We start from the raw sequence: 16,812 nt of genomic DNA on the forward strand, positions 1-16,812 counted from the left end.
TCACATATTATATGAAAAAGGTAATATAAGGAGTGAATTTATTTTGTCAGAGTATATTTCATCACAAGAAGATTGTGCACCAGAAAATAGCGTTCATATTGATTGTTTTGGAGCAGTTCCGAACTCAGGGAATGATAGCTCATTAGCAATTCAGCAAGCTATAAATTATTGTGTAGCGAACCGAATTTCGACGGTTAGAATTACAGGGGTAAATACGTACAAAATTGTAAAGCCGATTGTTATTAAATCAAATGTAAGGTTAGAGCTAGATCCTACTGTTACGTTACAAATTGATGGAGATTTTAATGCGTTTGAACTGCAACAGAATGCGGCTATAACAGGTGGTACAGTTCAAGTTATAAATCCAGTGTTTCAATCTGCAGTTATTTATGTTTCCGGTTCGCAACAAATAGAAGTTCCTAATCACTCTCTTATATCAAATATAAATATAATAAATGCAACGTCGTCATATAAAGGAAAGGCTATACACTTTTATTGTCAAAAAGCATGGGATTATATTAGTTTCTTTCAAGTTAACTTTATTCAAATTAAAAACTTTCAAACTGCAATACATTTAAAGACAGAATTTATAGATGATATAAATACACCTTGCTGGATTAACGCAAATGTATTTCAATCTATATTTATTGATGGATGTCAATATGGGATAGAAGTAGATGGAAATAGTGATTTGCCAAATGAAAGTTCAGGGAATACATTTCATGATATTCAAGTACAATGTAGACAGCAAACGAAAAAAGTCATTCGTTGTACGGGTGCCTATAATACATTTGATTGTATGATTTGGGATACGTACCGGATGAGTAGTGAACAGATTGTCATTGAATTTTCTTCTAATTCGCATCGTAACTACCTTTTTTCGAATGTACTTTCCACAACTATTGTAGATAAAGGACAATACAATGTTTGTAAGTCTACCTATGAAGAATCTCTTCGGATTCAGTTGCCGATTACGTTAAATAAACCACATTTAATAGGGAATCAAGATGATATATTAGTAAATGCTCAGCAGAAGTATACTGTTAAGCAAGCAAGTGGGAAATTACCTTACGGGGGGAATCTTGCAAATTGTTTTAATTTAATAGATGAACAAAGTGTAAACTATATCGATGTTCCAGATAGTAATCCAGTTGTGATTGAATTAGATTTTACGAAAAATCCAATCCAAATGTTGAATTGTTTTGGCATGTATTTTGGATGGGGAGAGAGCCCGAAGAAAATTAAAATTGAATATGCATTAAGTGCAACTGGAAATTGGGTTGTTGCATTAGACGTTCCATTAAATGTAGGTGATACAATTATATCGAATATGAAGGCGAGCCAGTTATACAAAATAAGAATTACACTCAGTGGTTACGTTCAAGACCATAAGCGTTTTCGGATTAATCGTATGTTCGCGAGGTCTTCTATGGAGAATGGGAATGCTTGGTTAGCGACAACTGGTGGAAGAATGTTTGGAGATATTGAAATAGAAGCAAGTAAAGGTATCGTCATGAAGACTGCTAGTGGAGCGAAATGGAAAGTAACGATTAATGAGGCTGGCCAACTTATTACGACTAAATTAACTTGAGATGATGCTCGGTTATAAATGCTTGGACAAGTTATTAAGTGATACGATAAAGAGAATGAAAAAGAGATTGTAATTTGGTTTCAACCAAACTACAATCTCTTTTTGTTTCATTTAATCCCACCAAATCCAAGTCCAAAAGTAATTTCGTACATTTCGAGGAGTAATGCGTATGAAGCGTTCCCCGTCAAAGAAGCAATTAAAATTTGGAAGTGTTTCATTAGGATTTTCTGAAATAAAGGTGACAATATTTTCGTTGCTTGTAACGGTTACTGTAATTGGTGGATCGGTAGGCGAGACTTGAAGTTGTAATGAAATATTGGCCGTATTTTTAAATTCATTAGTAACAGGTGGACTTATTACTTGTACTGTGAATAACAAGATAATTGTTTCGTTCGGTTCCAAATTAGTAGCGACTAGGAAACCGATATTCGGATTCGCTAGTGGAGAGCGTTCGCCGTTAATAAAGACAGTTCCATTCATAAATTGTAAACCTGTTGGAATGGTATCTTGTAAAGAAACATTTGAAAGTGAAATATCAGAAGTATTCGTAATACGCACCGTATAATCAAAATATTGGTGTAAATAAGCTGAGCTAACGGAAGCACCTTTCACTACTGTCGCAGTTATAAATTGAACGGGTATAAGAACGATATTTGAATTAACAATGAAAGTAATAATTGGATCTTGTGGTGTCAACTGGAATGCGGCTGTAACTGTTGCGGAATTGATAATTGTACTGTTTGAAGGGATAGAAGTGACAAGAACTTTAAATGCTATTGTTGCTACTGAACCAGCTGGTAAAGCACCAATATTAATACCAGTGTCTGGACGGACATTTAGAACCGGAGTGCCGTTAATGGTTACGCTGTTTTCTATAAATGTTGTACCAGTTGGAATGATATCTAGGACTGAAGTACTGATTGTAGGAATTGGTGAATGATTTATCACTTCTAATGTGAAAGTGATCGTATCCCCTGTTGCTACGATAGATTTATCTGCTGTTTTTTCAATGCGAACCATCGGATCAACTACTGTTGTTGTAACGGTATTTGTTTGCTTTGTAATTGTAATAGGCGGTTCATTCGGATCAATGGTAACAGCATAGGAAACAGAAGCATCGTTATTGATTGCAGGTTGAAGAGTCGAAGGAGATATTGTTACTTGGAAAGTAATAATAGTAGATTCATTAGGAGCAAGGTTTCCTAACGAAATACCGTTTTCAGGATTTGCATTAGGCTGAGTGATTCCGTTAATCGTAACGCTTCCCGTAACGAAGGTTGTATCTACTGGTGCGGTGTCTATAGCAATAATATCTTCAATAGTCACATTACCATTATTCGTAATCGTAATTGTATAGGTTACATTTTGACTAGGTAATGCATTCGTAGCATTAACAGACTTTATGGCAACGACATTATCATTTTGAACAGTTGTTGTGACGGTATTTGTTGTAGTTGTATTTGTAACAGGTACGTTATTTGGGTTGACTATATAGTTAAAGGTAGTAATTGCGTTGTTGTTGAGTTCATTTGGTGTTGGAATAGAAGTTACAGAAACTTGGAATGAAGCACTAGCATCTCCACCAACAGTTATAGTGCCAATTGGTATACCACTTACTGGATTAACTCCCGGAAGGGCCTCTCCGTTTACAATGACGCTATTTTCTATAAATGTAGTACCTTGAGGAATCATATCTTGAATGGTTACATTATTTGCTGCAACATTACCAGTTTGATTGAGTGTAATCGTATACGTTAATGTGTCACCGACCGTTGCAAATGCAAGGTCAACAGCTTTATTACTATTCAAATTTGCGTGATTAATTGTTGTTACGGCAGCTGATGAAATAATAGTTTCAGTAATAGGTGGTCGATTCGGTAACGTGTATTGGTATTCAATTGTACTTGTGTTAGAGATTGGATTGGTTTGCGGAATCGAATTCACCCGTATTTGGAATAGAATTGTTGCTGTTGTATTAGGTGGAATGTTATCAAGTTGTATCCCGCTAAGTGGATTGTCATTTGGACGAGCCGTGCCATTCACAATAACACTGTTCTCTATAAAGCTCGTATTTGCTGGGATGATATCTGTAACGATAATGTTTTCAACTTGTATATTCCCATTGTTTGTGATGGAAATTGTGTAAGGGATAATCGTTTGTAGGTCAGCATATTGGATAGGCGTTGTTTTTGTCGCAATTACACTAGCAGAAATAACTTCAGTGAAGGTAATATTACTAGTTGATATTTGTTCCTCACCATTAATTGTATAACGAGAAGTTGATTGGTTTTGGATACGATTGCTAGCTGGAAGAGATACCACGGTAACGGAAAACGTGACTGGGATAGAAGTGTTAGGAGCAATCGTTCCTACAAGTATACCAGTACTTGGATTCGCGTTAAGTTGTGGAATATTATTTACTAAAACGCTACCGTCTATAAAAGTTGTTCCAACAGGAATATTGTCTGTAAATGCAACAGAAGTAGCATCCGTATTTCCTGTATTCGTTAAAGTTGTTGTATAAGTTAAAATGTCACCAATTGCTACAGAAGTCAAATCAACAGTTTTAAGTGAAACGATATCAGCGTCATTAATTTGAACGAAAGTAGTATTGGAAGTAGTAGATTTTTGAATTGGTGCAAAGTCAGGGTTGAAAATAAAGTCGTAGACGATGTTTGCAGTATTAGGTGTTGGGTTTACGGCAGGTAAATTCGTAACGGAAACTTGGAATGTTATTGTTGTCGATTGACCTGATGCGATATTAGGAATGGAAAAGCCGATATTCGGATCTGCTGCAGGAAGTACAGTGTTGTTAACTGTTACACTTCCCGGAATAAATACTGTTCCATCTTCTATAGTATCTGTAAAAAAGATGGAGTTAGTTGTAGTGGATCCGTTATTTTGAATGAGTACTGTATATTCAATGGTTTCATCAATATTAGCTAATACTGTATTAGTGGATTTTGTAGCGATAAGAATCACATCAATAAATTGTATATTTGTACTATTGGAAGATGTCGTTTCTGAAATTGGTGGTAAGCTTGGGTCTGGTTGATACTCATAGTGGATGACGGCGATATTATTAATGTTATTTTGAGAAGGTATAGAGACTACATTTACTTGGAATGTAACGATAATTGTATTGTTTGGAAGGATAATATCAAGGGTGATTCCGGTAATTGGATTTTCATTAGGTCTTGGTATGCCATCTACAAGAATGCTATTTGGAACGAATGTGGTGCCAGCAGCAATTGCGTCAATTAGGAGAGTATTTGTAATAGGTACTGTACCAGCGTTTGTAACTGCGATTGTATATGTGATGATTTGACCTATGCGTGTAATAGATCTGTTAGCGGATTTAATTGCACTAACATTTGCCGTCCGCACTTCAGTATTTACTGCATTTGATAACGATCTGCGCTGAATAATAGGAGAACTAGGATCAATTTGGTATTCATACGAAGTGTCTGAAATGTTAATGACTGTGTTGCCCTCTGGTATACTTATAAGTTGTACTTGGAATGAAATAGTGGCTGTTTCGTCTGGTTGTATCGTGCCAAGAGTTACTCCATTTTCAGGGTTCGCACCAGGCTGAATTATATTATTTATTGATAAGCTATCTTCAATAAATATAGTCCCTTCTGGAATGTTGTCAATGAACACCGTATTGTTAGCTGGAACAGTTCCTATATTTTGTAGTGTATTTGTGTAGGTAATAATTTGCCCGATTGATACGAAAGTAACATCCGCCTGTTTAACAGAAATAATATTTGCATTTTGAAGTGATGTTGTAACGATATTAGAATTTGCAGTGCGATTCACTGGTGGAGCTGTAGGAATACTTACATATTGGTAATTTACAGATGATTGATTTACAATTTCGGTTTCAGTTGGTGGATTATTTGTTTGTACTTGAAATAGTATTGTTTTGGAACTGTTTGGTGGAATCGTTCCAATTGGTATTCCGTTTTCTGGATTTACACCAGGCTGAAGTACACCGTTAATTGTGACACTGTCTGGAACGAATGTAGTCCCAGCTGGAATAGAATCTGTAAAAGTAATATTTATTGCGTCAACATTTCCGGTATTTTTCACTTCAGAAATATAAAGTATAGTTCCGCCAATATCTACAGTTATTGGATTGGACGTTTTTGTAACTGTTAATTGTGCTTGCACGAAATTTGTAATGACAATATTACTTGTAGATGTTTCAGTAATTGGCGGTTGTCCTGGGTCTGGTTGAATTGTATATGTTGTATTAGACTGATTTGTAATCGATTGTTGTGAGAATGGATCGTTAATAAGAATTTGGAACGAAATAAGGTGAGTAGCGTTTGCTGCTAGGTTAGGCAAAGTAACACCTGCATTCGGATTTGCACCAAGTATAGCTGTTCCATTAAGTGTAAAACTATTTTCTACGAATGTAGTCCCTTCTGGAATTGTATCTAAAAATATGAGATTAGTAGCTGGAATATTTCCGGTATTTTCTAGTGTTATCGTATAGGTCAAAATATCCCCTGTTGTTGCTTGTTGTGCATTGACGGCTTTTAAAGAAAGAACATTCGCATCCGAAATTTGTGTGAAAGCTGGATTAGACGTAATGGTTCGAGAGATGATAGGGGCAGTTGGATCGGCGATAAAAGTATAGTCAATACGGGCTATATTAGAAATTGGATTCACACTTGGAATGGATTGAACGATAACTTGGAATGTGACGATGACGATTTCCAAAGGCGCAATAGAGTTTAATGAGATTCCTACGTTTGGATCAGTACCTGGAGCTGAAACACTATTAATCGTTACGCTATTTGGAATAAATGCAGTTCCTTCTGGGACTAGATCTGTTAAAGTAACTGTATTTGCAGTTGTATTCCCGTTATTTTGAACAACTACAGTGTAAGTGATTGTACCGTTAGTAGACTGTACGAGGGAATCTGTATTTTTAATTACAGATAGCGATGCATCAACGACAGCTGTATTTACCGTATTTGATGAAGATGTTGCTGTAACTGGAGGTTGACTTGGGTCAACAATATACGTGTAACTTGTAAGTGCTTGATTTATAATTGCTCCTTGCGGTGGAATAGAACTTGCAAGAAATTGGAACGTAATCGTAGCAGAATTACCTGGTGCGATAATGCCAACTGGAATACCGAGAGTTGGACTTGCATCTGGAAGTGAAATTTCGTTAAGCGTAACACTATTTGGAACAAATAATGCTCCTTCAGGAACTCCATTAATGAGTAATACAGAATTTGCAGGGAAGTTTCCAGTATTCGTTAATGTTGCTGTATACGTAATGATATCTCCGATAGATACAATTGATCGATTTGCTTCTAAAACAGTTGTAACAGTAGCGTTATTAATTTGTGTGGAAGCACTATTAGAAGTTATTGTACCTGTAACAGGAGGAGAGGCCGGATTAACTATAAATTCGTATTGAATAGATGCAACGTTTGTAATTGGGTTCGAAGGTGGAGTAGATGTAACGATGACTTGGAACGTAACGGTTGAGGAACTACCAGTATTCACGGTTCCTATATTCACTCCGTTATTTGGATTTGCACCTGGGATGGTACTTCCATTTACAGTGAAACTATTTTCAACAAAAGTCGTTCCTGCTGGAATCGAATCTGAGAAATTTACATTCGTAGCGTTTGTATTCCCGTTATTTTGAATTAAAACTGTATAAGTGATCGTGTCTCCGATGTTTGCAAAGGCAGTATTAGCAGTTTTTACAGCTGAAAGTATTGCTGAATTAATAGAAGTAACGAAGACGTTCGTTTCCACATTGCCAGGCTGAGCCTGTAATGCATTTCCTACATTATATTGGAAGTTCACAAATCCTAAGTTTTGGAGTTCAGGTGTGAATGTTGTTGGGTTGCTTACAATTTGCACTTGAAATACGATTGTTACAGTTTGATTTGGAATAATCGTATTTATGCCAATACCGTCAATGATAGAAGCAGATGCTAATGGAGTGTCATCAACAATAACTGATCCTGCAACAAATTGTGTCCACGATGGTATCGGGTCTGAGAAAATAACGTTATTAGCAGGAATATTTCCTGTATTCGTAATCGTAGTTGTATACGTAATCGTATCACCAATCGTTGCAAAAGCTTTATCTCCGATTTTAGTAGTAGTTAAAATAGCACTTTCAATTGTTGTTGTAACACTATTTGAAGTAATGTTTTTTGAAACGGGAGGATTAGCTGGATTAACGATATGTTGGAAACTAACGCTAGATTGATTGGTAATTGGATTTATAGGCGGAATTTCATCGGCATTAATATGAAATGCTACGATGACAGACTGGTTTGGTACGATATCTCCAATTGGAACGCCTGTAATTAGGTCTGCATTTGGGATGGTAGTTCCGTTAAGTGTAAAACTATTCGGTTCAAAGGAGGTTCCGTCTGGAATCATATCAGTAAAAATAACATTCGTCGCACTAACATTTCCGCTATTTGTAATCGTAACGGAGTAGATAATATCTTGCCCAATATCTACTGTTGCTACATTTGAATTTTTTTGTGCAGTAAGGATAGCGCTATTAATTTGTGTCGTCGTTGTATTAGATTGATTAGAAGTTGAAATGAACGGCTGATCTGGATCAACAATATAACGGTAAGTGGTAAGAGCCGAATTAGAAATAGGATTGTTGTTTGGTAGGGTTGAAACGATGGCTTGGAATGTGACAATTGATGTGCTTCCACCATTAATTGAACCGATATTTACACCAGTAGATAAATCAGCGTTTGGAATGGTTTGACCATTAACAGTGAAACTATTTGGAACGAAACTTAAGTTGCTATTAAGAATATCGATAACGGTAACATCAGTTGCAGCCACATTCCCGGTATTAGGAAGGTTAAGTGTAAATGTTATTGTATTACCAACATCCGCAAAAGCAAGATTAGCTGTTTTTGTACTAATAATAGTTGCGTTGTTTATTTGAAGAAGCGTAGTGTTAGAATTAGCTGTACTTGAAACGGGAGTGGTAACAGGATCAACAGTAAACTCATACGTCGTTGATGCTGTATTTGGTGCCGGATTAATAGGTGGGATACTGTTAACCGCAACTTGAAATACGATACTATATATTTCATTAGGCGGAAGTGTTGCAAGTAATACACCGGTATTTGGATTCGCGTCAGGTTGTAAAATACCATCAACAGTTAATGTGTTAGGAATAAATGTGAGTCCGCTCGGTAATACATCTGTGAATACAATGTTGGCTGCATCTGTATTTCCTATATTCGAAATAGAAGTAGTGTAAAAAGCAGTTTGCCCGACATCTATAAAAGATACACTTTCGTTTTTCGTCATGGATAATATAGCTTCTTTCATTTGCGTTGAAACAGGATTGCTAATTGAAGTTTCTGCATCAGGTGGTGAGACTAATTGATACGATGTTGATGAGAAATTTACAACTGGATTTTCGGTTGGTAATGACGTTACAGTAACTTGGAACGAAACTGTTACTGTATTCCCAGCTGTTATAGGCCCAATATTTACACCGTTCGATGGGTCCGCACCGCTTTGGGGAATGCCATTAATAGAAAAAGAGTTTGTAATAAATGTAGTTCCACTCGGCACAGTATCTGTGAATATAACATTTTGTGCGGATGAATTTCCGTTGTTTGTTAAAGTAACAGTATAAGTGAGTGTGTCCCCGATATGACTAAATGATTTATCGACTTGTTTTGATGAAAGAATGGTAGCGGTATTAATGGTAGTAAACACTGTATTTGAAGTAGCAGTTCTTGAAACAATTGGTGCATTTGGATCAGCGATAAATGTGTAAGAAGCAGTAGCGGAATTGGAAATAGGATTTTGGGCTGGTGTAGAAGTAGCGATAACTTGAAATGCTATTGCTATTGAGCTGTTAGGAGCAATTGACCCAATCGTAATACCTGTATTAGGGTTAAGGCCGAGTTGTGTGATGCCATTTATTGTGACACTATCCGAAACGAACGTTGTGCCGTCTGGAATAAGATCAGTGAACGTAATATTCGTAGCGTTTGTATTCCCATTATTCGCTAAAAGTGTCGTATAGGTAATCGTATCACCTAGTGTTACAAGTGTTTGATCGACCGATTTTCCCATTGTTATCATAGCATCTAGTACAGGGTTTGTAACGATATTCGTTGAAGTAGAAGTAGTAGCAGGAGCTGTGCTTGGATCAACAGTATAAGAGTATAAAATCGTATCGTTACCCATAATCGAACTTGAAGGGGGCACTGAAATAACATTTACTTGGAAAGTAACAGTTACTGTTTCACCAGGAGCGATATTTGGTATAGTTACCCCAAGTGCTGGCTGTGCACCAAATTGCTGAACACCGTTGATTGTGACCGAATTTGGTATAAATGTAGTGTTTGCTGGAATAGCGCTTGTGAATGTTATATTCGTTGCTGGTGTATTACCGGTATTCGTAATCGTAGTTGTATACGTAATCGTATCTCCGACAGAAATAATCGATTTATCGGCACTTTTTGTAGTTGTTAATATAGCGCTCTTAATTTTTGTTGAAACCGTATTAGATATATTTGTTTGTGATACGGCAGGTTGGCTAGGATCGACCACATGTGCAAACTGTACAGAACTAAAATTTGAAATTGGGTTTATACTTGGAATGTTTGTAACAAGTACGTTTATCGTAATGGCAACCGTACTACCAGGGTTTATATTTCCAATCTGAATCCCGTTCCCAGGATTTCCAATTTGCTGCGCACCAGAATCATTTACAAGAGTGCCAGATATAAATGTCGTTCCATCAGGCAAAATATCCGTGAAAATTATATTTTGTGAAGTGACATTTCCAGGGTTACTTAATGTGATTGTATAAGAAATGGTATCGCCAATCGTTGCAAAAGTTTTATCTACAGATTTAACGAGTGCGATTTCCCCAGCATTTATTTGTGTCGAAACCGAATTAGATGTCGTACTTCGTGAAACAAGTGGTAAATTAGGACCTGTCATAAATTGATATTCAATGGAAGCGCCATTTACAACTGGTGAGTTTGGTCCTCCAGGTCCGATTGTAAAAATAGGATTTGGGATGCTAACTACTTGCACACGGAAAGTGACGTTTATAAAATCTCCTGCAATAATATCCCCAATGGGTATCCCGTTCGCTGGATTTACTCCAGGTAATAAAACCCCGCCTACTCGAACACTATCTTCTATAAATACGGTATTATTTGGAATTGCATCTGTAAAAATGATATTTGTAGCAGTTGCGTTTCCAATATTCTCTAATAAAACTGTATACGTTAAAAATGAATTTCCAGGAGCAATGTCAGAAAATAGACGATCCACGCTTTTCGTTGCTTGGATGATTGCTTCGTTAATTTGTACTAAAGTCGGATTACTTGTAGCTGTTTCTGTCACTGGCGGCTGGGTAGGATCCACAATGATGGAATATGTCGTGCTGGATTGATTTAAAGTTGGATTTGTAGCTGGTATTGAGCCGACGATCGCTTGAAAACTAATTGTTGTCGTTCCTCCAACTGGAATTGCGTCTAAAGAAATTCCGCTATCTGGTCTAAAGCCGAGTTGTGGGATCGTATTAATTTGTACGCTATCAGGCACGAATGAAAGTTCAGGTGGTAATATATCGATAAAAACAGGTGTGTTAGCGGTAGTATTTCCGCTATTAGTGAGCGTAGTTGTATACGTAATTGTATCTCCAACAGCAGCAAATGTACTGCTCGCAGTTTTTGTTGCGATAACGGAGGCAGTATTTACTTGTGTAAAAGTCTTATTGGATTTAACGGTGCGTGAAACAGGCGGTTCATTTATGTCAACAATAAAGCTATATTGAAGAGATGATTTGTTCGGAATTGGATTAGGATTTGGAAGAGTTGTAATATTTACTTGGAAACTAAGTGTAACCGATGCATTTGAATTCAAGTTACCAATAGTAATACCGTTTTGTGGATTGGCATTCGGGACAGTTACACCATTTATTTTAAAGCTATTTGGGACAAAGGCAGTGCCATTTGGAATGGAATCTGTAAAAACAATGTTGTTAGCAGTTGTATTTCCTGTGTTTGTAACAGATGAAGTGAATGTAATTGTATCCCCAATTGTAGCGAAAGTTGTACTAGCATTTTTATTTATTACTAAAGTAGCATCAATAATCGGTGTAACTGTCGTATTTGTAATAGTACTACCGACGGCTGGTGTTTCAGTTGGATTCACTGCATATTCGTAGTTTACAAGAGCATTATTCGTTAAAGTTCCACTAGGTGGAATAGCGAGGATGTTCACTTGGAATGTAATGAAAGTAGTGCCTCCTGGTGAGATATCGTCTAAATGAATCCCTAATGAAGGATCTACTCCAGGTTGAGATACGTTATTTATCGTAACGGAATTTGGGACGAAGGATGCACCTGGTCCAAGTCCATCTGTTAAAACTGTAGCACTAGCAGGGATATTTCCTGTGTTCGTAACTGCAATCGTATAAGTAACGATATCTCCAATTGCAGCGTTCGGTGTGTTCACTGATTTCGTAGCGATAATCGTAGCATTGTTAATTTGAGTTGTTATTACGTTACTTAGCGCATTAGAGGATGCTGGAGGTAAGTTAGGATTTACGATATATTGGTACGCTGTGTTACTTTGATTTGGGATTGGATTTGGATTCGGGATGGAATTTACTTGCACTTGGAACGAGATGGTCGTATTTGCATTGGGGGTTATTGGATTAATTGCTATGCCATTAGCTGGATTTGCATTAGAGAGTGGAGTACCATTTACTGTTACACTATTTGTAATAAAAGACGCCCCGCTTGGAATAGCATCGGTAAATACTATATTTGATGCAAGTGTGTTTCCGTTATTCGTTAAAGTAGTCGTATACGTAATAATATCATTTACGTTCGCAAACTGTTTATCAGCAGATTTTGTAGCGGTAATAGAGGCATTATTAATAGTTGTCTGTACAGTGTTAGATGCCACCATCTGCATGACAGTTGGTTTGGATGGGTCGTACGTGTATTGGAAAGTAGTGCCTGATTGATTTGTAATTGGATTTAAAGCAGGAATAGTTGGTACAAAAACTTGGAATGCAACAGTACGTGATGAATTTGCTCCTATCGTACCAATAAGAATGCCGTTAGCAGGATTTGCATTTGCTATAGGGACACCGTTAATCGTTACAGTGTTAGGAAGGAAGATAGTACCAGCTGGAATGATATCTGTAAACGTTACACTAGAGGCGGGGATATTGCCATTATTACTTAAAACTGTTGCATAAGTTATGACATCGCCAACATCAGCGAAATTTGTGCTCGTTAGTTTCGTAGCAACAATATTAGCGTTATTAATTTGTGTAGCTACGATATTGCTAGTTGCATTTCTAACAACAGCAGGTAAATTTGGATCTGCGATAAAGCTATATTGAAGTGCAGCACTGTTTTGAACTGGATTTGGTGAAGGTAAACTATTTGCACTAATTTGGAAAACAATTGTTGTAATGCCGCCTGCTGGAATCGTACCAATTTGAAGACCGACACTTGGATCCGCACCTAGTTGTAAAGCGCCGCCTATAAAAGTGCTATTTGGTACGAGAGCTGTGCCAGGGGGGAGTATATCGGTAACGACTACATTATTTGCTGGAGTATTTCCAGGGTTAGCTAGGGCAATTGTGTATGTGATCGGTTGCCCAACATCTGCAATAGTTACATCTACCTGTTTGACAATAACTACATTTGCTAAGTTGATTTGTGTACTTACAGTGTTACTTAAAGATGTTTCTATAGTTGGTGGGTCGCCTGGATTTAAAATAAAGCTATACTGTGTACTAGATGAATTTATTGTTGGGTTTTGTGTGGGTAAAGAGGTGACAGTTACTTGATAAGAGACGGTAAGTGAGCCGTTAGCAGGAATGGAAGGTAACGGAACACCGACATTTGGATCGGCGTTATTTTGGAGTACACCATTAATAAGGAAAGTGTTTGGGATAAAGGTAGTACCGTCAGGATTCGTATCAACGAAAGTAGGACTATCAGCGGAAACACTTCCTGCATTCGTCAAAGTAACGGTATAAGTTAATATATCTCCTACGGTAGCAAACGCTCGATCCACTGCTTTGTCTGAAATGACATTTGCGTCATTCACTTGAGTAAATGTAGTGGTTGAAGTTGTGTTCTTACTTACAGGGGAAGCATTTGGATCCACAATAAAGTTATAGGCAATAGAAGCGCTATTTGAAATAGGATTTGGATTTGGTATGCTAGTTATTAATACTTGGAATGAAGCTGTGATTGTAGTACCGGCATTAATACTACCAATAGTAATGCTAGTTGGTGTAATGCCTGGCTGAGTAATGCCGTTAACTATGACACTGTTCGGTACAAAGGCAGTACCATTCGCAATTGAATCGGATAGTATTACATTGTTCGCCGCAATATTTCCATCGTTTGTAAGAGCAAAGGTATAAGTTAATACATCTCCAACTTCCGCAAATGTTTTATCTACAGACTTAGTAGCATGAAGATTTGCTAGTCTAATTGTTGATGTAACAGAATTAGAATTTGCTGTTTTTGAAGTGGGTGGCAGACTTGGATTTACAGTATAAAGATAAGAGGCGAAAGCATTATTAATGATAGGGTTTTGTGCAGTAAGATTGATAACTGTTACTTGGAAAGAGAGGGTAAATGTAGCTCCGCCAGGAATTGTACCAATCGGTAAAGCGACGAGAGAATCTACATTTTGCAAAACTCCGTTTAGTGTTACAGTACTAGGAGTCAATATCGTTCCATTTGGAAGTGGGTCTGTTAGTTGTACGTTAGTTGCAGCTGTATTTCCACTGTTTGTAATAAGAATTGTATAACTGATTGTTTCGCCAATTGTAGCAAATTGTTTATTTGTTGATTTTGTTAATGTTAAATTCGCATTGTTAATTTGAGTGGAAACGAGATTAGAAGAAATGTTTTTTGTAGTGGGTGATTGGCTAGGATTGACGGTATATTGATAAGAAGCACTTGAACCATTAGATACGACATTTGACGCGGGTATTGTGTTTACTACTACTTGAAATGAAACAGTTTTTGTTGAGCCAGTTGGAATAGATCCTATATTCACACCAGTAGCGGGATTTGCTCCAACTTGTGTCGTGCCATCTATTGTTAAACTGTTAAGGACAAAAGTTGTTCCGGTAGGAATGACATCTGTAAAAATAACGTTGTTCGCATTCGTATTACCTGTACTTGTAAAGGAAACGGTGTATGTTAATGTATCACCAATATCTGCAAAAATTTTATCTACTGCTTTTGCCATAGTTACAGTAGCGTTATTCACTTGAGTAGATACGATATTGGTCGTATCACTCCCGCTTACTGCCGGCTGATTTGGCACAGGAATGTATTGATAAGTTGTTGTACCACTATTTAATATTGGATTTGTTTGCGGGATAGAAGGAACGAATACTTGAAATGAAACAGTAGTCGTAGAATTAGCAGCAATAGATCCAATTGATATACCAGTAGCGGGATTTGCACCAGCTTGAGTAACTCCGTTAACAGTTACACTTCCTGGAATGAAAGTAGTCCCGCTAGGAATCGGATCTGTATATAAAACGTTCGTTGCGGCGATATTCCCTATATTAGCTAAGGCGATACTATAAGTTAACGTTTCGCCAATATCGGTAAAGATTTTGTTAACTGATTTTGTACCATTAATATCTGCGAGGTTAATTTGTGTTCCTGCAGAGTTGCTTGTTGCAAGACCATTAAAAGTCGTTCCACCGGCAATTGGTGTATATTGAAATGTAATATTAGCAGTGTTAGAGATAGGGTTTTGGCTTGGAAGAGAAACGACAGTTGCTTGGAAAGTTACTGTACGAGAAGCGCTATTATTAATTGTTCCAAGAGATATACCAGCAGCGGGATTTGCATTTGTTTGAGGTATGTTATCTATCGTTACAGTGCCAGGTATAAAGGAGGTACCGTTAGGAAGACTGTCTATAAAAATAACGTTATTGGCGGGAAGAAGCCCGGTATTAGGGATAGTAACGGTATAAGTGAGAACATCTCCAATTGCAGCTACGCTTTTATTCACGCTTTTCGTTGCTTGTATGTTAGGCGAGTTTATATTAATTTGTAATCCGACTGTATTTAACATATATGCATCTCCGTTAGTTGTTAAACGGATTGCGGCGGAGACTTGGGAATTTGTTAAATAAGGAGAAATATCAATAGAAGTAATGTCCCAGCCTTGCCTTCCAGCGGAGATATTTGTACTTGTAGAAGCACTTTGATTTCGTGTTCCAAATGTCCCAGTTGTATCTAAATTTCCGGCAGCGTTATTCACTTGAGAACCGAAGAAATTATTTACAGCATTATTTGGCCCGGATAAAGCATTTAATGAACTGAAATTTGGTCCGAATAATGCTTGATCTCCGGTTAAATCAGCATCTCCTTCGGTAGAACTTAAAAATAATCTCCCGCTTACAGGTCCCCCTGAAGGTGTTAAAAATCCTGAAACAGATACATCGGCACTACCGGTTTCGGCAGAAACACGGTTACCAGCTACATAAATGGTTAAGTTCCTTGCAGGTAATGTCCCGTTTTGATAAGCGACGATAAGCGTCCATCCAGCTGAATTAATTGTTCCATTAGAAGCATCTATAGGATCAACAAGTCCTGGGACAGACCCGGTTGTATAAGAGCCAGACCCTCCAGCTTGAATGAGCGAGGTCACATCTGCGGATCGTGTATAGAATCCAAATGTGACAGAGCCAGAAACGAATGTTTGATTAGAAGCTGTAACAGTTGAAGGGGTAATCGAGTATGTTGACACAGGTGTTGTAAAAGAAACTGGGTTTCCTAATACACTCGTAATGTTTTGATCACGAGATAAATAGTTTCCACCCCAAACAAGTTCTGCATAAAGAATAGTACTACCAGCAGGGATATTTAAAATAGCGGTAGAACTATTTTGTGTATAGCTTAATGTTGTACCAGCAGGAAAAGTAGGTACTTGTAAAGCAGTATTCGTAGTTGCGAATGCACCAATTGCCCCGATTGTACCAGCACGGTTTTGATTACTAATTTTACTTAAACCTAAAGTATTACCTGTAATTGCGAGTGCGCCGTTAGTGGTGGTAGAAAATCGATTCGTAATGGGCATGTTGTCACCTCATTTACAATATAGTCTTGGTCAAAATAGGATATGTGTGTGAAAGAGAAAGTGAAACATGTACAAGT

2 protein-coding genes are annotated in these 16,812 nt (G+C 37.4%); one reads left to right on the forward strand and one right to left on the reverse strand.

What is annotated here, in order from left to right:
* Window positions 1–43: 43 nt before the first annotated feature.
* Window positions 44–1,591: a hypothetical protein gene (locus PDL00_RS14985; RefSeq protein WP_242250774.1), complete on the forward strand. Its 1,548-nt coding sequence runs from the start codon at window positions 44–46 to the stop codon at window positions 1,589–1,591.
* A 111-nt stretch (window positions 1,592–1,702) separates the two neighbouring features.
* Here PDL00_RS14985 and PDL00_RS14990 read toward each other — a convergent pair whose 3' ends face one another.
* Window positions 1,703–16,735, reverse strand: coding sequence for a DUF11 domain-containing protein (locus PDL00_RS14990; RefSeq protein WP_270729807.1), 15,033 nt, complete (start codon window positions 16,733–16,735; stop codon window positions 1,703–1,705).
* Between the last annotated feature and the right edge of the window lie 77 nt (window positions 16,736–16,812).

Origin of the sequence: Bacillus cereus group sp. TH152-1LC, from assembly GCF_027710505.1 — a bacterium.
In the GTDB taxonomy this organism is placed as follows: Bacteria; Bacillota; Bacilli; order Bacillales; family Bacillaceae_G; genus Bacillus_A; species Bacillus_A mobilis.

Coding starts and splice junctions, on each gene's coding strand:
- PDL00_RS14990 (WP_270729807.1), bottom strand. CDS start 16,735: ATGCCCATTACGAATCGATTTTCTACCACCACTAACGGCGCACTCGCA.